We start from the raw sequence: 20,013 nt of genomic DNA, 5'->3' as shown, positions 1-20,013 counted from the left end.
ATAGCAGCAGGACAAGCAGGGGAACATCAAGAATTGCTGTTCCTCTGCTTTTTTGCATATATGGGATTGTAAAAGATGGAGTGACAGGAGGAAGGCTGGTGGAGGGGAAATTTGCTTTTCCTGAGCTGGAGACGGAGCGGTTATACATAAGGGTGTTAAAAGAAAGCGACAGTGCGGCGGTGTTCCGGCATTTTGCGGATGAAGAGGTTACGCGGTACATGGACATTCCCCCATGCAAGGATATGGCGGAGGCATCAGAGATTATCCGGTTTCACACCGAGGATTCCGGCTGCCGCTGGGGACTCTTTGATAAGGCAAGCGGGCAGCTGGCAGGAACCTGCGGTTTTCACTGCTGGGTAACCGGCATGCAGGCCAGGGCAGAAATCGGCTACGATCTGTCTGCAGCCTGGTGGGGCCGGGGGCTGATGACAGAAGCTATAACACAGGTGCTCCGGGTGGGCTTTGAACAAATGGAGCTGGAGCTGATTGAGGCAACTGCCGATCCGGCAAATGAGCGCTCTGCCCGGCTGCTGGAGCGGCTGGGGTTTCAGCGCAAGGAGGAGCTTGTGGACGGCCTGGTGTATTATTTTTTGCCGAAGCCTAAGGTAAGAAAATAATCAGGGGATCCGCAGGTGGAGTGCCTGGGGGAAATAGGGCAGAATGGCGTGAGTGAGCTGTGGACAGGCGGCTGATGAGCTGCAGGTTACGGAAGTTAGATCGGAGGCGGCCGGTGAACTGACAGCAGCAGGGAGCTAAGCCGGGAGGTACAGCCATACGTTTATGTTTACTACACACATAGTTGTATGTTGTACACTTAATACGGTTAATTTCTAACGATTGTTAGCTATAACTGCAGTTTATGCAGCTAATTGAGCCCGGTTGGGTTGATGTGGGGTTGTTAAGGCTGATTTAGTTGTATCAAATACAGTAAGGCGTGAGTATGAAGAAACATAGCATAATTAGTGGTACGAACTGCAGTTATGGTGATTGTCAGTAGATGGAATGATCCAACAACAAAATGTAAGCGTGTACTTTCGTGCTGATTTAAGCTAATCTGGAGGGAAGAGTACGGTTAGAACGGATGTTTTTATAAATATAATAAAACATACCGGATTAATGAGAATTTTTACTTCCCAAATAACATCATTTGTGAGAGAATAGTTACAATTCTTAATTGTTAATGTTTGCCACCAATGATAACAGGGGAGGAAATACCAATGTCAGAAGACCGCAAGCTGTCGTTCGAAACTTTGGCTGTTCATGCCGGCCAGGAGATTGATCCCACTACACTATCGCGTGCAGTACCGCTTTATCAGACCACTTCCTATGGTTTCCGGGATGCCGAGCATGCTGCCAACCTGTTTGCACTGAAGGAGTTCGGCAATATTTATACGCGTCTGATGAATCCGACTACTGATGTGTTCGAGCAGCGGATTGCAGCACTTGAAGGCGGCGCAGGCGCGCTCGCGACGGCTTCCGGACAGGCGGCTATTTCCTTCTCGATTTTGAATATTGCCGGTGCGGGCGATGAGATTGTATCCTCAGCGAGCCTGTATGGCGGAACGTATAATCTGTTCTCAACCACTCTGCCTAAGCTTGGAATTAAGGTCAAGTTCGTGGACTCCGATAACCCGGAAAATTTCCGCGCTGCCATTACGGATAAGACTAAGGCACTTTATGCCGAGACAATCGGTAATCCGCAGGGGAATGTGCTGGACATTGAAGCTGTTGCAGCAATTGCCCATGAGCATGGCATTCCGCTGATTGTTGACAATACATTCCCAAGCCCGTACCTGCTGCGTCCGATTGAGCACGGGGCAGATATCGTAGTCCATTCGGCCACCAAATTTATCGGCGGACACGGCACTTCAATCGGCGGCATTATCGTTGACGGCGGTAAATTTGACTGGAAGGCAAGCGGCAAATTCCCGGGCCTGACCGAACCGGACCCAAGCTATCACGGGGTCGTGTACACGGAAGCGGTAGGACCGATTGCTTATATCATCAAAGCGCGCGTCCAGCTGCTGCGTGATCTGGGAGCGGCGATTTCACCGTTTAACTCATGGCTGCTTCTGCAGGGGCTTGAAACGCTGCATCTGAGACTGGAACGCCACAGCCAGAATGCACTCCAAGTGGCGCAGTTCCTGGAAAACCATAAAGATGTAGAGTGGGTCAGCTATGCCGGTCTTCCGAGCCATCCTTCCTACGCGCTTGCGCAGAAATATTTGCCTAAGGGCCAGGGGGCCATCCTCACCTTTGGTATTAAAGGCGGCACTGCCGCTGGCGTGAAGCTGATTGAGAATGTGAAGCTGTTCTCCCACCTGGCTAATGTCGGCGATTCCAAATCGCTGATCATTCATCCTGCAAGCACTACCCACCAGCAGTTGTCCGCTGAAGAACAGACAGCCGCAGGCGTTAAACCGGAGCTTCTGCGCCTGTCGATCGGTACGGAAGCAATCGATGACATCCTGCATGATCTGGAGCAGGCTATCGCTGCAAGCCAGCAGTAAGACAAAATCAATTTGCGCTATTAGGCAGGGTCTCTACCGTACTCGCCTTTGTTCAGCCTAGATTAAGGCTGAATGAGGGAAGGCGGCAGAGACCTTTTTTGTTGTCTACGGCTGTACAAAGCTTGGTGTTGCCAGAAAACTCAGATCACTCTAATGCCCGCTGATTATCTTTATTGCACCGGGAACCTGTTGCGGTATGCCTGTAAGTTGAGACCGCTTGCATATTTCCGGTGCTGCTCCAGTATTTATAAGATGTAGAAATGTTAAATGCCGGAAACAGCACGGATCTGCAGGACACATCCGGCAGCAATCCAAAGCCAAAAAAGGTGGGTGCGGTGATGAAGGGTGAACGACAGCAGGATCACAATCGCGATAATGGGGAGCGCCCGTTCAAGTATAGTGCTGCTGACCGGGCGCTAGGAGTGGAGATGAGCCAGGCTGCATCTGTAGCTTCCGCGGCCGCGGAGTTTATCACCGCAGAACAGGAGGGCAGGGGGGCGGAACCGTCCGGCCGTGCCTATCTGAGGCGGACCGGAGAGCGCCCTGCCTTCCTGGTATTGCGTGAGGGGCAGGGAGAGCGGCCTCTGCTGCGGGATGAATCCGGTGCCTTCCCGGCTGGCCCATGCCTGATCCGGAGTGAGGAATGGCTTCAAACGCCGGAGCTGGCCGGATTATATGAATGCTGGCTGTATAGCGAGGATGCGCTGCAGGCCGAGCGTACCCTGCAGCGCATTTATTACCGGCTGCGGGCTGCGTCCGCTGCCCTGCTGGAATCGGCGGACAGCATCTGGGCCGCCGTTACATTACTGCACACGCTGGAGCTGGCAGTCCGGCCCGGCAAGCTGAAGGAGCTGCAGGACGTGCAGCTCGAAGCCCTTTTCGCCGCCGTGGCGGCGAACCAGCGGCTGGGCAGCGACAGCCGCATCGATCTGCTGGCGCCGTACCCCACCAGCAGTGCCGAATTCGCGGTGCAGCGCGAATTCATCGAGGACGTGGCCGAGCAGACCCTCGGCCACGCTTACGCGGCGGCGTGCAGCATCGGGGCGCGTATCGCCCCCGGTATGCCGCCCGCCGCCGCGGGGGAAATCGCGCGCATCGCCGATTTCCTGGTGCTGGACGGCGCGGCGGAGCCTGCCGCGCCGGAGGAGCCCGCCGCCGCGGACTTCGTCCTGGCGGCGGAAGCCGCGCTTGCCGCCGTGCGTCGCGTGAAGCCGGCGGCTGTGGTGCTCGCCGCCGGGGCGCCGGCGGCGGGTGCGCTTGCCGATCTGTACCGGATCGGCATGAGCGGGATCTTCTGCAGCGCCGGCCAGCGGACGGAGGCGCTGCTGCGGGCGGCCTGCCTGACCTGGATGGCCCGGCAGGACAACACTGACACAGCCGCCGAAGGATGGCTGTAGGCTCGCATATCTGAGTTTGCCTGCCCCGTCTGCATACAGCCAGCGGGGCTCCTGAACTCAGCCAGTACAGCGCCCGTATACAGCTAACACAGCTCTCGAAATCTGCCAGTATCACGCCGTTATGGCAGCTCAAAAGTTTCGCTGTGTTTTACCCTGCGCATTATATTAAATACAGGCACAACATAAGAATCGTCTGCATTTATTCAACAAGCGCATCCAATAAATTAGCCGGCTTCCAGTTCCGGAAGGGAAGGGGCTTCATCTTTTCCTGCAGGACTGCACTGTACAGCTGTTCATCTCATCCGGTTTAGTCCCGGCAACGGGGAATAAGTGCACTTCAACAATTCAAACACTTATCTTGGCGGTATCCTGCTAAATAGCGGGATGCCGCCTTTTTTAATTGCGAAGAATACAATAAATGAGCCGAAACCGCCGGGAAGCCGGAACAGGAGTGGAAGGAATGTGGCTAGTGTATTTACTACTCGGCAACCAATCTACAGGGGCTCGCTAATCTAACTAAATGGAAAAACACCATCTATTTCCGGACTATATATGAAAAAGATGCGATTAGGTGGAAAAACGCCGCTTAATTCTACGGTTTTTACTCCAAATGGAGCTTACGGTCAAAAATAAGTGTTGTTTTTCCACCTAATGATCTGAAATGCCAAGAAACAATAGAATTAGTTGGCGAAAATCCACTTAAATGCAGGGGGAGACCTTAGCCGCTTAATTCTCAATAAAAAGTGCAATTAATCCCCTCTATAAGTTCCGCTACGTTCTCTGCTCTTTACTTACCTCCAGCTAATCACCAACCAGCCGGGAAATATCCGGTTATGAGAGAGCTTATATAAGGTTACATAGAGCCCTTGGTTATTAAAATCCGTAAATCTGACACATTCATTCAGGCGTTCAGGCCAATCGCAGGGTTTACTTCCGCGCATAAAGTGGTATAGTATAGGTATAAGTTGCACTGAGGAAATATATTTGCAGTAGTACAAAAATGATTATCATTCTCATTTACCATGCTGTCCCGGCTGAGCCGGGGCAGCATGTGTCATTTTAGGGGCTGTAATAATGGCTCTCATTCTCAGTAAGGCTGAACAGGCACTTAACCAGTTAGCAGCCGGCCACCTGCCGGCCACACCCCGGGGTTCATCCCCAAATACATTCAGGAAGGTGATTAACTATGCAAGCAACATCCAAACAACTCCCTAAATCGACAGCCCGTCAGGGCACCGGGCAGCAGCCCCGGGCGCCTAAGCCGCGGCGGTTTGATCCGGTGGCTATGCTCAGTAATCCGGAAATGCAGGCTGCGCTAGGCAGCGGCCTGCTGATGCTTATAGCCTGGGCAGCCAGCGGCTGGTCAGAAGTATTATCCGTAATACTCTATGTAATTTCATATACAGTAGGCGGCTGGATCAAAGCCAAGGAAGGTGTAGAGACGCTCGTCAAAGAGCGTGACCTCGACGTCAATCTGCTGATGATTGCCGCTGCGCTGGGGGCGGCAGCGATTGGCTACTGGAATGAAGGCGCGATGCTGATCTTTATTTTTGCCATGAGCGGAGCACTGGAGAGCTATACAATGGAACGCAGCAAAAAGGATATTTCCGCGCTGATGGAGCTTAAGCCGGCAACGGCGATCCGTATTGAGCAGGGAGCAATGAATGAGGTGCCGATTGACCAGCTGGCGGTAGGCGATCTGCTGCTGGTCCGTCCGGGTGAGCTGATTCCGGCGGACGGCAAGGTGTGCCGGGGGGAGTCGTCCGTTAATCAGGCCTCCATCACCGGTGAATCACTGCCGGTCGAGAAGGCTGCAGGCAGCGATGTATTTGCGGGAACAGTCAACGGGGAAGGCCCGCTGTATATCGAGGTTACGACTGCTGCCGAGGATACGCTTTTTGCCAAGATCATCCGGATGGTCGAGGAAGCAGAGACGGAAGTGCCGGATTCGCAGCGCTTCATTAAACGCCTGGAGTCTGTTTATGCCCGGGTTATTGTTATCGCTACTGCCGCGCTGATTATCCTGCCGCCGTTTGTGCTGGACTGGAGCTGGAGCAACACCTTCTATAAAGCTATGGTGTTCCTGGTGGTCGCCTCTCCATGCGCCCTCGTTTCATCGATCATGCCTGCCATGCTGTCGGCCATCTCCAAAAGCGCACGCAAAGGCATTTTGTTCAAAGGCGGCGTCCATCTGGAGAATATGGCAAAGGTGAAGGTGGTCGCTTTTGACAAGACGGGGACGCTGACTGAAGGGGTGCCGCAGGTCACCGATCTGATTGCCGGAGAAGGCTACAGCCGTGAAGAGCTGCTGGCCGTCAGTGCTTCCATTGAAAAGCTGTCCAGTCATCCGCTCGCAGAAGCCGTTGTGCGGCTGGCCGAGGAGGAGCAGGTGGAGCTGTACAGCACAGAAGAGAACAAATCCGTAACGGGCTGGGGAATTGAAGGGCGCATTGACGGCAGGCTGTGGAGAATCGGCAGATCGGATATTCTCGATGAGCAGGCACCAGCGGAGGCTGCCGGTCATGCACAGTGGACAGCGGTCCGGGAGCAGCTGGAGAGTGAAGGCAAAACCGTTTCGCTGATCCTGGAGGAGGAGCGGATCGCCGGGATGATTGCTCTGCAGGATACGGTGCGTCCGCAGGCGGCAGCCGCTGTGCAGAAATTGCAGAGGCTGGGAGTCAAAGTGGCGATGCTTACAGGAGACCGGAAGGCCGCGGCAGGTGTGATGGCCGGTAAGACGGGAGTGGATCTGGTATTTGCCGATCTTTTGCCGGAGGATAAGGTTACCCGGATCAAGGAGCTGCGCGGGCAATACGGGCAGGTCGTGATGGTCGGCGACGGCGTTAATGATGCTCCTGCACTCGCAACGGCTACAGTAGGCATCGGGATGGGAATGAAAGGCAGCGGCGCTGCACTGGAAATTGCCGATGTTGTATTGATGAATGACAATATCGAAGAGATTGCTTCGACCATTGAGCTGGCCCGACGGACACAGCGGATTGTGAAGCAGAATATGATTTTTGCGGTGACAGTGATTGCTACGCTGATGCTGAGTAACTTTTTGCAGGGGATTGCCCTTCCGTTCGGCGTAGTCGGCCATGAAGGCAGTACCATCCTGGTCATACTGAACGGGCTGAGGCTGTTAAGATAATAAGGCTGCAAACAGTGGATATACTCCGGAGGATGGGCCAAATCCGAACATAATAATCATTAGTTCAATCTATATAATCAGGGTAACAATCCTGCTTCCGAAAAATTAATTGTTTAAAATTGAATTGTTCACAAAAAAGGTTCATTCGCACGAGTCTGGCATATTGACATATTCCCTTGAGATGATCATAATAAATACTACATTATAATTATTTTAATTAAGCAATTGCAGATCCGGCGCTCAGCCGTCCATCTCAAGGAGGATATCATTATGTACAAATCCATTATTGTTGGTACCGGACCGGCCGGACTGACTGCTGCTATTTATCTGGCCCGTGCCAACCTGAACCCGCTGGTTATTGAAGGCCCGCAGCCGGGTGGACAGCTTACCACTACAACTGAAATTGAGAATTTTCCGGGATTCCCTGAAGGGATTATGGGACCGGAACTTATGGATAATATGCGTCAGCAGGCTGAGCGCTTCGGTGCGAAGTTTATTACCGGCTGGGTGAACAGCGTGGAGCTGGGTGACCGCCCGTTTAAGCTGCATGTGGAAGGTATGGGTGAGCTGGTAACAGATACCCTGATCATCTCCACCGGTGCAACAGCCAAGTACCTTGGCATTCCGGGTGAGCAGGACAATATCGGCCGTGGCGTCAGCACATGCGCTACCTGTGACGGGTTCTTTTTCCGCGGTAAAGAGATTGTCGTTGTCGGCGGCGGAGATTCCGCACTTGAGGAAGCGGGCTTCCTGACCCGTTTTGCATCCAAGGTTACCCTGGTGCACCGCCGTGAAGAGCTGCGCGGCTCCAAGATCATGCAGGAACGTGTACGCGATAATTCCAAAGTAACCTGGGGCCTCAACCGCACTCCGCTGGAGGTAGTAGCCGGCGATAAAGGCGTAACCGGACTTAAGGTGCTGAACAATATAACCGGTCAAGAGGAACTGATTGAAGCAAGCGGCGTATTCGTAGCCATCGGGCATCATCCGAACACTGCTTTCCTGGGCGGACAGATCACAACCGATGCTAACGGCTATATCGTAACTAATCCGGGTACTTCCGAGACGAACATTCCAGGCGTCTTTGCTTGCGGCGACGTGCAGGATACCCGATACAGACAGGCGATTACTGCAGCAGGCAGCGGATGTATGGCAGCAATGGATGCCGAGAAATATATCGAAAGCCTGGAGCACAGCGCTGTTATTCTGTAATACCAAACTTTTAGGAGGAACATCCGATGGAAAATGTAATTGTGTACACATCCACCAATTGCCCGCACTGCCGTCAGGTCAAAAGCTTCCTGAGTGAAAAAGGCGTACCTTACGAGGAGCGCAACATCGAGCAGAACGATGATTTTGCCCAGCAGGTATGGGATATGGGAATGAGAGCAGTGCCTGTAACGGTTATCGGCGATTTCAAAATCGTAGGCATGAACAAAACCCAATTCGCAAAAGCTCTTGCAGCTATTTAAGTACCCGTTGTCCATATAGAATATTGATCGGCCGCTTCCTTACCGGGGGGCGGTCTTTGCTTTCGTATTTTAACTGCAGAAGGGGCTGTGCGTCTTGTTGATATGCTTAAGGGATTACTGGAATCAGGATGCAGTGAAGGAGCTGCTTGCCTTGTGTATGGCTGATGGAGTAGGGGCTGCGGAACAGGAGATGAACCGGTATTTTACCGTTGATTCCAGGGAGCTGTTCGGCTGTTTTATAAATGGTGAGCTGAGCGGAATCACAGGGCTGCAGCGGCATAGTGAGCATACGGTAGAAATCAGGCATATTGCCGTGAAGCCGGAGTGGCAGGGCAAAGGAGTCGGGCGCGGGATGATTGCCGAGGTCAGCCGGACGGCCGGAATCGGGACGATTACGGCGGAGACGGATCATGAGGCTGCCGGATTCTACAGAAGCGCGGGCTTTGCCGTTACCAGCCTGGGTGAAAAATACCCCGGAGTCGAACGCTTTGCCTGCGTATTGTCCGTAAATGCGCTGGCGCAGAGCAGAATGTGATCCCTTATATTTTGTCAAAAGAAAAAAGAAAAGAAACGGCCATGCCGTCCCTTCCGGGGCAGTATGGCCGTTTCTTTTTGGACCCGCATGAAGATTCATCCGGCAATATACGTTAAGTAAACATGTGGGTGATAGACATGACAACCTGAAAGACGCCGTAGACAGCGGCACCGCTGATAATCAGCATGATGCCTGATTTCTTCTTCGATTGAAACAGGCGCAGTACACCGAGGCTGACCAAAGGAGCGATAATGAGTAAAAGCAGCAGCACAGTGATGAACATCTGCGCCGAAATGTCAGATGTATCAACATACGTCATAAACTCACTCTCCGTTCAGGGGAAACCAGTGTGACATATATCACACTTATATGAGTTTAATTATAAAACATTCCTGCTGTTTTTGCTGCACCTAAGCTGCCCTAATTGCGGCAATTTTACGTCAATTTATTTATAGGGTTACCCGGATATTGCCGAGAAAATGCATGACGGCCGAGAATCCGGCACCGATTACGGTTCCGCGGCTTCCCAGGCGGGAGAAGGTAATCTCCAGCTGCTGCTTGTGGTAGGGGAGCGTGCGCTCGGCTACCACCCGGCGCAGCGGCCCGCCCAGCCAGGGCTCAGCCTCCGATAACGCTCCGCCAATAACAATCAGCTCCGGATTGAAGCTGTTGATCAGATTGGTTACGCCGATCCCCAGATATTCCCCGATCGAGGCGAAGTGCTGCAGAACATCCGGCTGCCCGGATATGGCGTGACGGACAAGCTCGCCCGTTGTGCGTGCAGGCAGGGAGAGGTCCGGATTGTCATACGTTTTCTCCGAGGCATACAGCTCCCAGCATCCGCGGCTGCCGCAGCTGCAGGGCTTGCCCTGTGCTTCAATCGTCATGTGGCCGGTCTCTCCGGCATAGCCGCGCGCGCCCTTGTACAGCTCTCCGCCGATAATAATCCCCGAGCCGATCCCTGATCCGGCACTGATGTACAGCAGATGCCGCACATCGCGTGCCGCACCGAAATTCAGCTCGCCCTGAGCACCGGCATTCGCTTCATTGTCGATCGTAACAGGCACCCCGAAGCTGCTCTCCAGTATGCCCCGCAGATCGATCATCTCCCAGCCGAGGTTGGGTGCGAACAGCACAATGCCGTCATCCACCATGCCCGGAACACCTACGCCGATCCCTACAATGCCATAGGGGGAAGGTGGAGCCTGGGCGATTAGTGCGCTGATAATGCTCTTCATCTGCTCCAGCACATAAGGGAAATCATGTGCAGCCAGGGGGTGGTCCACTTCCTGCAGAACGCCTCCATCCAGATCGCACAGCACGGCGGTCAGCTGCTTGACCCGCAGCTCAATGCCGATGACGCTGCCTGCCGTGGCATTAAAATGCAGGATCAGCGGCTTGCGTCCGCCGCTGGACTCCCCGGGCCCGGCCTCGGTAACCAGCTCCTGGGTACACAGCTCGGCAACCAGATTGGAGACGGTGGCTTTGTTGAGGCCGGTCATCTCGGACACCCGGGCCCGCGAGACGGGGGCGTGCATGCGGATTGTATGTAGAATAAGCGATTTATTGATCTTTTTGACCAGTGCCTGGTCGGCAGTAACCTTCACGCAGTACACTTCCTTTTTTGACAACGTTCTCATTAACATATGACCTTTAGTCTAGTGCGATGTCTGTTAAAAAGCAACAGGCTTTGCAGCGGCAGCGCTGAAAAAAAGCTGCAGACAAGTACAGCAGGCTTACGCATACGTGCAGCCCCAGGCGGGTACTTTATGGTCAGGCTCCGCAGTGAAAAAAAAGTTTTCAAAACTTTGTTTAACCAATATACAAAGTCGGAGAGATGTGTTAAGATGATGCTGTAAACGCTTGCGGGCGAAGCATAATAGAGGAGGATTTTACTAATGGCTTATTTCGAAACAGTGGGCAAGATCTCTTATGAGGGCAGCCGTTCCACTAACCCTTACGCATTCAAATTCTACAATCCGAAAGAAATCGTAGCCGGCAAAACGATGGAAGAGCACCTGAAATTTGCAATGGCATACTGGCATACATTAACAGCAGGCGGTTCCGATCCGTTCGGCGCTGAAACTGCAGTCCGTTCCTGGGATAAGCTGAGCACACTGGACAAGGCTAAGGCACGTGCAGAGGCCGCTTTTGAATTCATGGAAAAGATGGACCTGCAATACTACTGCTTCCACGATGTAGACATCGCTCCGGAAGGCGCATCCCTGCGTGAGTTCTACAGCAACATCGACACCATCGTGGACATCCTTGAACAGGGCATGAAGGCTTCCGGCAAAAAACTGCTGTGGAACACAGCCAACATGTTCACCAACCCGCGCTTTATGCACGGTGCAGGCTCCACCTGCAATGCTGATGTGTTCGCACACGCAGCTGCACAAGTGAAGAAAGGTCTGGAAGTTGGTAAACGTCTGGGCGCTGACAACTATGTATTCTGGGGCGGCCGTGAAGGCTACGAAACCCTGCTGAACACAGATATGTCTCTTGAGCAGGACAACATTGCCCGCCTGTTCAGCATGGCAGTAGACTACGCGAAGGAAATCGGCTTCGACGGCCAGTTCCTGATCGAGCCTAAACCGAAAGAGCCTACCAAGCACCAATATGATTTTGACGCGGCAACCTGCATTGCATTCCTGCAGAAATACAATCTTGAAAAACACTTCAAGCTGAACCTTGAAGCCAACCATGCCACACTGGCAGGACACACCTTCGAGCACGAACTGCGTGTAGCACGCATCAACGGCATGCTGGGATCGCTGGATGCGAACCAGGGCGATCCGTTGCTGGGCTGGGATACAGATGAATTCCCTGCAAGCATCTATGACGCTACCCTGACTCTTTATGAAGTACTGAAGAACGACGGACTCGGCAAAGGCGGTATCAACTTCGACTCCAAGGTACGCCGTCCTTCCTTCGAGCCTGAGGATCTGTTCCTGGCGCACATCTCCGGTATGGACGTTTATGCCAAAGGTCTGAAAGTGGCTGCCAAGCTGATCGAAGACCGCGTATTCGATGACTTCATCGCTAAACGCTACAGCAGCTTCACTGAAGGCGTAGGCGCTGACATCGTATCCGGCAAAGCTACTCTGGCTTCCCTTGCCGATTATGCGCTGAACAACGAAAATCCGCGTCCGAACCAGTCCGGACGTCAAGAGCTGCTCAGAGCAACTCTGAACCAGTACATTCTTACTGTAGAGTAACCAGAATTGCCGGGAACCAGCGGCTCTGCCGCCGGTTCCTCTATAACTTACGCAACGGGGGTTGCTGAAGAAAGCATTCTTCGGCAGCCCCTTTTCTTGTTCAAATGAATTAGATATGCTATTTATATCCAAAGAGAATGCTTACGAAGCCAGTTATATTGCGAAGATTAAACAGTGAAGATTATGCTACATATAACTAAGAAGATGCTTACGAAGCCAGTTTTGCCAGGAGTAATTACTAAGAAGCATAGACAAGCAAAACCAGGCTTATGCTTACGAAGTCAGTTATATTGCGAAGATTAAACAGAGAAGATTATGCTTCATATAACTAAGAAGATGCTTACGAAGCCAGTTTTGCCAGGAGTAATTACTAAGAAGCATAGACAAGCAAAACTTTTAGGAGGCCAACTATGAAATATGTAATCGGTGTCGATCTGGGAACGAGCGCGGTTAAGACGGTACTCGTTGATCCGCAGGGAAAGGTAGCCTTTGAGCATTCGGAAGCTTATCCGCTTAGCAGACCGCAGCCGAACTGGAGCGAGCAGAATCCGGAGGACTGGGTGCAGGGAACGCTGGTCAGCCTGCGCAGGCTGATCGAAACGTCGGGTGTTGATCCGTCACAGGTAGACGGGCTCAGCTTCTCCGGCCAGATGCACGGGCTGGTGCTGGTGGACAGCGAGGGCAAGGTGCTGCGTCCGGCTATTCTCTGGAATGATACGCGGACTACGGCTCAGTGCCGCAAGATCGAGAAGACGCTCGGAACGAAGCTGATCGACATCGCCAGAAACAAGGCGCTGGAAGGCTTCACGCTGCCGAAGATTCTCTGGGTTCAGGAGAACGAGCCTGAGGTGCTGGAGCAGGCTCATCAGTTCCTGCTGCCTAAGGATTATGTGCGCTTCCGGCTGACTGGCGATTATGCGATGGACTACTCCGATGCAGCCGGAACCCTGCTGCTGGACGTGGGTGCGAAGCAGTGGAGCCCGGAGATTGCCGAAGCCTTCTCCCTGCCGGTGTCCCTGTGCCCGAGACTGGTGGAATCGTTCGAGCAGACCGGCACGCTGCTGCCTGAGATTGCCGGGGCTTCCGGACTGCTGACATCGACGAAGGTATTCGCCGGCGGTGCCGACAATGCCTGCGGCGCGCTGGGTGCGGGAATCCTCGGCGAAGGCCGGACCATGTGCAGTATCGGCACCTCCGGTGTTGTGCTGTCCTATGAAACAAACAAGGATCTTAACCTCGAAGGCAAGGTTCATTTCTTCAACCACAGTGAGAAGGATGCCTTCTATATCATGGGCGTAACGCTGGCGGCAGGTCACAGTCTTACCTGGTTCAAAGAAACCTTTGCTGCGGAGAAGAGCTTTGATGAACTCTTGTCCGGCGTTCCTTCCGTTCCTGCAGGAAGCGGCGGTCTGCTGTTTACCCCGTACATTAGCGGTGAACGTACGCCGCATCCGGATGCCAACATCCGCGGCAGCTTCATCGGCATGGATTCCGGCCATACACTGGCTCACTTTACTCGTTCCGTGCTGGAAGGCATCACGTTCTCGCTGCGCGAGTCGATTGAGATCGTGCGTGAATCGGGTAAAGAGATTACAGAAATCATCGCCATCGGCGGCGGTGCCAAGAATGAAGCGTGGCTGCAGATGCAGGCCGATATTTTCAATGCTTCCATCATCAAGCTGGAAAGCGAGCAGGGTCCAGCGATGGGCGCAGCTATGCTGGCAGCGTACGGCAGCGGCTGGTTCGCATCGCTGGGTGAATGCGCCGAAGCGTTCATCCGGCCGGCAGAAGTATTCAAACCGAATGTGAAAGAGGTAGCAGTCTATGACGGACTGTTTGCTCTTTACCGGGAAGTATACGGACAGACCCGCAGTCTTAACGACAAGCTGGCGGCATACCGCCAATAACAGCTGAAGCTTAGCTTCGTTAAGCGGACGGACAGCTGATAATCACTTGAGGTTTCCGGAGAGGACAATTTGTCCAAATAGAAGAGTTTATATATTCTACGCTATCAATAATCCTTGTATTTCTCGCAGAAACGGTTACCGCCTTCTCTGAAGGACGGCATAGCCGTTTCTCTTGTTTCCGGATTTGTGTTATAGGGGGGCTGAGAGCTGATGATAAAAGTGCTGATTGTGGATGATGAGCCGAAGCTGAGGGAAGGACTGCGCAGCCTGATTCCATGGGAGGATGAGGGCTATACCGTTGTAGCAACGGCGGCGAACGGATTCGAAGCGCTTGAGAAGTATAATACTTTTGCACCCAAGCTGGTTGTAGCCGATATCCGGATGCCTGGAATGGACGGCCTGGAGCTGATTACAGAGCTGCGCAGGCAGAATGCGAAATGCCATGTGCTGATTCTCAGCGGCTATGCCGACTTTGAGTATGCCAAGCGGGCGATCTCCAACCGCATTGACGGGTACCTCCTGAAGCCGGTCGATGAAGACGAGCTGATCTCCTATCTGCGGGAGATGCGTGTGACAATAGGCCAGGAGGAGATGCTGAGCGTCCTGCAGAATGTGGTGGAGGAGAACAGTCATGAGGTCTGGCTGCGCGGGCTGCTCCAGCCCGGACCCGGGGACATCAGTCCTCTGGAAGCAGCCGCCAAGCTTAAGCTGCAGGGCAGCAGTGAGGTTGTACTGCTCAAGCTGCTGAAGCCTGCCAAGGGAGAAGACGGCAAAGAGGAACGGGTCCGCAGTGAATTGGAGCGGCATTGGCAGCCGGAGGAGGCCGAGTTCTTCAGCCTGCCTCCCTATGTCGGCCTGCTGCTGAAGGCGCCGCTGAAGGATACAGCTGCCCGAACAGCGCTGTGGCAGGAATTAAACCGGGTTATCTCCAGGGAAGGGCTGGACTTCTATGCCGCATCCGGAGGCGCTGCTGCAGACCCGGAGGGGATTGCGGCTTCGTTCACAGCAGCCAAAAGACTGCTGGAGCAGGCTTTTTTCGGGCGCAGAGAGCTTCTGTCCGGCGGATTCATGGAGCAGTGGGCGGAAGCTGCACAGGAGCCTGCCGAAGAGCAGGGAGAGCCCGGGGATTCCGAGCGTGATGAAGAGATGGAGCTGCTGCTGGCGGTCGAAACAGGAAGCACGGAAATCCTGTCGCCGCTGGTGAAGCAGATTATCAGCAAGCTGGTTGAGGCCCGGCATGACGAAGCTTACATCAAAGACAATCTGATCCGGATGATCAGCAGCACCATCGCCAGGCTGGAGGCGGCTAACCCCGAGGTGCGCACTCTGATCAGCGGGAATGTCTCGCCGGCGAGCGAGGTGTACAACAGCTTTTATCTGATTGATATTCACCAGATGGTTGCAGATTATCTGAAACACCTGGCGGGGCAGCTGAACAGCGGCGGGCGGGGCGATGAAATCAAGCGGATTACGGATCTGATCCAGCGCCGCTATAACGAGAACCTAAAGCTTGGGATGCTGGCGCAGATTTTTAATTATAACAGCGCGTATCTGGGCAAAATGTTCAAGAATCAGATCGGTGAGCATTTCAATACGTATCTCGACAAGGTGAGAATTGAGAAGGCGAAGCAGTTCCTTGCCCAGGGCATGAAGGTGTATGAAGTGGCTGAGCGGGTCGGTTATATGAATGCTGATTATTTTAACGCGAAATTCCGCAAATATGTCGGTGTTTCACCAAGCGCCTTCCGCAAAGAGCAGTAAGCTGCGCCTACGGGCTTGCCGAACGTGAAGCACAGGTTTATGATAGACGGGCTGTTCCCCATCCGCAGCGGATGAGCGGGGCAGCCTGTTTGACATATCCGGGGGAGGATGAAGATGAAACAGCTTGTGAGCCTGATTAATAATATGAAGCTAAAGTATAAGCTGATGATGTTTTACGTGGTTGTGGTTATGATTCCGGTGCTGATTATCGGGATTATCCTGATCAGCTATTTCCGCAACGCGGCGCTTGAGAGAGCCATTGACCAGGCAAGCAATAACGTGGAGAAAATCAAAAGCCAGATGTCCAGCAAGCTCCGCGTGCCCACGGATATCTCCAATCTGCTGTTTTTTGATGATACGCTTGAAGTGCTGGTAAATACGAAGTACCCGAATATTCTGGAGCTGACCAAAGCCTACATGGACTATACCGATTTTCAGGAATATATGCTGCAGTACCGGGAGATCGCCAATATCCGCTTTTTCATCGATAATCCGACGCTTGTGAACAACCTCGCGATTACTCCGCTGACCTCCGAGACGGAAGAAAGACCCTGGTTCAAAAAGGTGATGGAGACCAAGGGGATTTACTGGCTCTATATTGATGATAAAGAGGAATTTCTCAGCATGACCAAGGGGAGCATTAACAAGCTGAGCCTGATCCGGCAGGTGTCTTACCCTGAATACAACAGCACCGGTGTCATCATGGTTCAGGTTAATCAGAATGAGCTGAATAACATGCTGTCCCAGGAGCCGTTCGAGACGATCATTACAGACGAGCAGGGATATATTGTAGCGGCCAAAAACCCTCAGCTGGTCGGCACGACGCTTGCCTCTTTTGATATCGGCGTCAATCTGGAGAGCCAGACGGACAAGGTTATCCAGACTCAGGTCAAAGGCGAAGACTCCTATGTGATCCTGGATGAGATGAGTCCCGAGCTCAGCATCAGCAAGCTGAAAATCATATCCGTCTTTGAAACCCAGAGCATTCTCAGCGGTGCGAATAAGGTCAGTGTGCTCGGTCTGCTGATTATCAGCGGGGTTCTGCTCGTTGCTCTTGTGATGGTGTATATTATCTCCCTGCTTACGACGAACCGCCTGCTGCGGCTCAGCCGTCAATTGAACCAGGTGGCCCTTGGTAATCTGAACATTGTATCTCATATCGACGGTACGGATGAAATCGGCCAGCTCTCGCGCCAGTTCAATTACATGGTATCCAGCATCAACCAGCTGATCAGCCAGGTGATTGAATCCAACGAGAAGAACAGCAGGCTGGAGATTGCCCAGCGCGAGATCAAGCTGAAGATGATGGCCAGCCAGATCCATCCGCATTTTCTGTTTAATGCCCTGGAGTCGATCCGCATGAACGCCCATCTCAAGGGTGAGAAGGAAATTGCCAACATAGTCAGGCTGCTCGGCAAGCTGATGCGCAAAAATCTGGAGGTCGGACGGGAACGGGCTCCGCTCAAGGAAGAAATTGAGATGATCCGCTCTTACCTGGAGATCCAGAAATTCCGTTATGAAGACCGGCTGATGTATGAGATTAACTTTGACGCCAAGGCCGCAGAGGTGCTGATTCCGCCGCTGATTATCCAGCCGCTGGTCGAGAATTCCGTCGTTCACGGGCTGGAGAATAAAGAGGGGACTGTGCATGTGTATATCAGTGTGACGATGCAGGAGAATGAAATTCATGTCAATGTCAGCGATGACGGGGTCGGGATGTCCAGCCAGCGCCTGGCTGAAATTCTGGAAGTGATTACTAAGCCGGAGGAAGAGCAGCGGAGCCGGATCGGCATGCGCAATGTGCATCAGAGACTGGTGCTGTATTTCGGGGAGCAGCATGGGCTTATGATTGCCAGCGAAGAAGGACGGGGGACAGAAATATCTTTTTCCATCCCCAATGACAGCGATTACAAACAGTAGTTCCCCGGCTGCTGTTCAATGTCTAATTTGTATATGATTTTAGATAAAATATGTCGGGTATTCGCTTACATTTTGGTACGGTATGATATGAATATAAAAACGAAGGGGGAATAATGATCGTGAAAGCGCTCACTGAAAACGGTGTTACAGCAAATGAAAGCGTAACCCCCCACCCACCTGCGAAGCGGAAAAATAGTGGATTTTGGAGTAGTGTACTGCAGCAAAAGTACTTGTATCTAATGTCTATTCCATTCGTAATCTGGGTTTTTATTTTCAGCTACCTGCCCTTATGGGGATGGATAATGGCATTTCAGAATTATAAGCCTGCCAAATCCTTTGGCGAACAGAAGTGGGTCGGACTGGATAACTTTAAAGAGCTGTTCCAGGATGAACGCTTCTACCTCGTATTAAGAAATACACTGGCAATGAGTATTCTCGGTTTGATCGTTGGCTTCGTAGTTCCCATCCTGTTTGCCGTCCTGCTCAATGAGCTGCGGGGAAGCATCTTCAAGAGAACGGTGCAGACGGTATCCTACCTGCCTCACTTTGTATCCTGGGTCGTTGTCGGCGGGATTGTCTACAAGACACTCTCCATCGATGGAGGGATCGTGAACGATCTGCTGATGTGGCTGAATGTCATCGATGAGCCGATTCAGTTCATGGCTAAAGGGCACTATTTCTGGGGCGTTGTAACGGGAGCCGACATCTGGAAAGAAACCGGCTGGAATGCGATCATCTATCTGGCTGCGATTACAGGTATTGATAAAGAGCTGTATGAAGCGGCAAAAGTGGATGGCGCCGGAAGAGTCAAGCAAATGTTCAATATTACGTTACCGGGTATCCGCTCAACCGTTATGGTGCTGCTCATTATGAACATCGGCCATCTGGTCGGTATCGGCTTTGAGAAACAGTTCCAGCTGGGGAACAACCTGGTTACCGATTATTCGGAAGTGCTGGATTTGTATGCGCTTAAATACGGTATTCAAATTATGCGGTTCTCCTATGGTACTGCGATAAGCATGTTCACCTCCGTAGTCAGTGTAATCCTGCTGTTTACAGCTAACGGTCTTATGAAGAAATTCACTAAAGAAAGCATTATGTAAGGAGGGGTTCATAAATGGCTAGCAAGGCTTTTCAAATGACAAAGTCTGAACGTGCATTCGATATATTCCTGTATGTTTTTCTTACCCTTGTAATGATCGTAACGTTATATCCCTTCCTCAACGTGCTGGCGATTTCTTTCAATGAATCTACAGATACCGTCCGCGGCGGCATTTACATCTGGCCGAGAGCCTTCACGCTTGAAAACTATGAACGGATCTTCAGCTATACCGGCCTGATTCAAGGCTTCAAGATTTCGCTTTTGCGTACCCTTTCAGGTACATTGCTCGGTTTGATCAGTGCTTCCATGCTGGCCTTTACGCTCAGCCGTCCGGAATTCAGAGCCAGAAAATTTATCTCTACATTCCTGGCCCTGACGATGTATTTCTCCGGCGGTATGGTGCCGATGTATATTCTGATGAAGGACTTGAACCTGATCGGAACGTTCTGGATTTATATCCTGCCTGGTGCGGTTTCCGCATTTAACGTGTTCATCATCCGTTCCTTTATGGACGGGCTGCCGTTTGCCCTGCAGGAATCTGCGAAGCTGGACGGCGCGAATGACTTCAAAATTTTTTACAAGATCATCCTGCCGCTCTGTAAACCGGTGCTGGCTACCATCGCGCTGTTCCTGGCGGTGGGACAATGGAATGAATGGTTCACAACGTATCTGTACAACGGCAACAAGCCTGAGCTGACAACACTTCAGTATGAGCTGATGAAGGTACTCGCAACCACTAACCAGGGCAGCGGCATGGTAAATGCCAATGATATGGCCCGGCAGATGGCGCAAATCTCACCTGAGTCGATCAAGATGGCAATCACAATTGTCGTAACTGTACCGATCCTCGTTGTTTATCCGTTCCTGCAAAAGTATTTTGTCGGCGGTATGACACTTGGCGCTGTTAAAGCCTAAATTCCGGTTATGATAGCCGGGGAGTGTGAATGCTGAGCGGATACATCTGCCGGATTACACTCCCCAAGCTTTACCGCTTGCAGGATTTATTATTATATTGATTTTGCAAGCGCTAACAACGGTAT

At 52.4% G+C, this 20,013-nt stretch carries 15 protein-coding genes; 13 read left to right on the top strand and 2 right to left on the bottom strand.

The genetic code is table 11. The annotated features are described in order from the left end of the window. Window positions 1-98: 98 nt before the first annotated feature. The 7 genes from AC4G46_RS28350 (at window position 99) to AC4G46_RS28320 (ending at window position 9,065) form a co-directional block, all read left to right on the top strand. Window positions 99-617 (top strand): GNAT family N-acetyltransferase, encoded by a 519-nt coding sequence (locus tag AC4G46_RS28350; protein ID WP_491125615.1) that lies wholly within the window; start codon window positions 99-101, stop codon window positions 615-617. Window positions 618-1,217: 600 nt separating this feature from the next. Further along, on the top strand, window positions 1,218-2,510 hold the full coding sequence (locus AC4G46_RS28345) for a homocysteine synthase (RefSeq protein ID WP_491125614.1): 1,293 nt from the start codon (window positions 1,218-1,220) through the stop codon (window positions 2,508-2,510). Window positions 2,511-2,848: 338 nt separating this feature from the next. Next, window positions 2,849-3,907, top strand: a complete 1,059-nt coding sequence (locus AC4G46_RS28340) for a hypothetical protein (protein ID WP_491125613.1) — start codon at window positions 2,849-2,851, stop codon at window positions 3,905-3,907. Window positions 3,908-5,093: 1,186 nt separating this feature from the next. Further along, complete coding sequence (locus tag AC4G46_RS28335) at window positions 5,094-7,058, top strand: heavy metal translocating P-type ATPase (protein ID WP_491125612.1); 1,965 nt, start codon at window positions 5,094-5,096, stop codon at window positions 7,056-7,058. 270 nt (window positions 7,059-7,328) lie between these two features. After that, entirely contained in the window at window positions 7,329-8,270 is a 942-nt protein-coding gene (trxB, locus tag AC4G46_RS28330; protein WP_491125611.1) for a thioredoxin-disulfide reductase, read from the top strand. Between the two features lie 26 nt (window positions 8,271-8,296). Then, a complete protein-coding gene (locus AC4G46_RS28325) occupies window positions 8,297-8,530 on the top strand; it encodes a glutaredoxin family protein (protein WP_491125610.1) in 234 nt (77 codons plus the stop codon). 94 nt (window positions 8,531-8,624) lie between these two features. Continuing rightward, window positions 8,625-9,065 carry a GNAT family N-acetyltransferase gene (locus AC4G46_RS28320; RefSeq protein ID WP_491125609.1) on the top strand — a complete coding sequence of 147 codons (441 nt, stop codon included), beginning with the start codon at window positions 8,625-8,627 and terminating at the stop codon, window positions 9,063-9,065. A 112-nt stretch (window positions 9,066-9,177) separates the two neighbouring features. On the opposite strand, the gene AC4G46_RS28315 is transcribed toward AC4G46_RS28320, so the two are convergent. Further along, the gene (locus AC4G46_RS28315; protein ID WP_042180881.1) at window positions 9,178-9,384 is read right to left on the bottom strand and encodes a hypothetical protein; all 207 of its coding nucleotides are present in this window, start codon (window positions 9,382-9,384) and stop codon (window positions 9,178-9,180) included. 130 nt (window positions 9,385-9,514) lie between these two features. Next, entirely contained in the window at window positions 9,515-10,672 is a 1,158-nt protein-coding gene (locus AC4G46_RS28310; protein WP_491125608.1) for an ROK family protein, read from the bottom strand. Between the two features lie 291 nt (window positions 10,673-10,963). Here AC4G46_RS28310 and xylA point away from each other — a divergent pair, with 291 nt between their 5' ends. From xylA to AC4G46_RS28280, 6 genes are all read left to right on the top strand, one after another. Then, entirely contained in the window at window positions 10,964-12,283 is a 1,320-nt protein-coding gene (gene xylA, locus AC4G46_RS28305; protein ID WP_068729723.1) for a xylose isomerase, read from the top strand. Between the two features lie 410 nt (window positions 12,284-12,693). Further along, window positions 12,694-14,190, top strand: coding sequence for a xylulokinase (gene xylB, locus AC4G46_RS28300; protein WP_491125607.1), 1,497 nt, complete (start codon window positions 12,694-12,696; stop codon window positions 14,188-14,190). A gap of 210 nt (window positions 14,191-14,400) precedes the next feature. Then, the gene (locus AC4G46_RS28295; protein WP_491125606.1) at window positions 14,401-15,951 is read left to right on the top strand and encodes a response regulator transcription factor; all 1,551 of its coding nucleotides are present in this window, start codon (window positions 14,401-14,403) and stop codon (window positions 15,949-15,951) included. Between the two features lie 114 nt (window positions 15,952-16,065). Beyond that, a complete protein-coding gene (locus AC4G46_RS28290) occupies window positions 16,066-17,871 on the top strand; it encodes a sensor histidine kinase (RefSeq protein WP_491125605.1) in 1,806 nt (601 codons plus the stop codon). A 113-nt stretch (window positions 17,872-17,984) separates the two neighbouring features. Then, complete coding sequence (locus tag AC4G46_RS28285) at window positions 17,985-18,974, top strand: ABC transporter permease (RefSeq protein ID WP_491125604.1); 990 nt, start codon at window positions 17,985-17,987, stop codon at window positions 18,972-18,974. A 14-nt stretch (window positions 18,975-18,988) separates the two neighbouring features. Then, window positions 18,989-19,888: a carbohydrate ABC transporter permease gene (locus AC4G46_RS28280; RefSeq protein WP_491125603.1), complete on the top strand. Its 900-nt coding sequence runs from the start codon at window positions 18,989-18,991 to the stop codon at window positions 19,886-19,888. Window positions 19,889-20,013 lie beyond the last annotated feature (125 nt).

The organism is Paenibacillus sp. fava2, assembly GCF_058313675.1.
Note: the sequence above shows the minus strand (reverse complement) of the source record. Positions and strands in the feature narration are given on the sequence as shown.

Excerpts from the sequence above, each read along its gene's own strand:
- AC4G46_RS28290 (WP_491125605.1), top strand. The coding sequence starts at position 16,066 with ATGAAACAGCTTGTGAGCCTGATTAATAATATGAAGCTAAAGTATAAG.
- trxB (WP_491125611.1), top strand. The coding sequence starts at position 7,329 with ATGTACAAATCCATTATTGTTGGTACCGGACCGGCCGGACTGACTGCT.
- AC4G46_RS28280 (WP_491125603.1), top strand. The coding sequence starts at position 18,989 with ATGGCTAGCAAGGCTTTTCAAATGACAAAGTCTGAACGTGCATTCGAT.
- AC4G46_RS28295 (WP_491125606.1), top strand. The coding sequence starts at position 14,401 with ATGATAAAAGTGCTGATTGTGGATGATGAGCCGAAGCTGAGGGAAGGA.
- AC4G46_RS28345 (WP_491125614.1), top strand. The coding sequence starts at position 1,218 with ATGTCAGAAGACCGCAAGCTGTCGTTCGAAACTTTGGCTGTTCATGCC.
- AC4G46_RS28285 (WP_491125604.1), top strand. The coding sequence starts at position 17,985 with ATGATCGTGAAAGCGCTCACTGAAAACGGTGTTACAGCAAATGAAAGC.
- AC4G46_RS28335 (WP_491125612.1), top strand. The coding sequence starts at position 5,094 with ATGCAAGCAACATCCAAACAACTCCCTAAATCGACAGCCCGTCAGGGC.
- AC4G46_RS28315 (WP_042180881.1), bottom strand. The coding sequence starts at position 9,384 with ATGACGTATGTTGATACATCTGACATTTCGGCGCAGATGTTCATCACT.
- AC4G46_RS28340 (WP_491125613.1), top strand. The coding sequence starts at position 2,849 with ATGAAGGGTGAACGACAGCAGGATCACAATCGCGATAATGGGGAGCGC.
- AC4G46_RS28325 (WP_491125610.1), top strand. The coding sequence starts at position 8,297 with ATGGAAAATGTAATTGTGTACACATCCACCAATTGCCCGCACTGCCGT.
- xylA (WP_068729723.1), top strand. The coding sequence starts at position 10,964 with ATGGCTTATTTCGAAACAGTGGGCAAGATCTCTTATGAGGGCAGCCGT.
- xylB (WP_491125607.1), top strand. The coding sequence starts at position 12,694 with ATGAAATATGTAATCGGTGTCGATCTGGGAACGAGCGCGGTTAAGACG.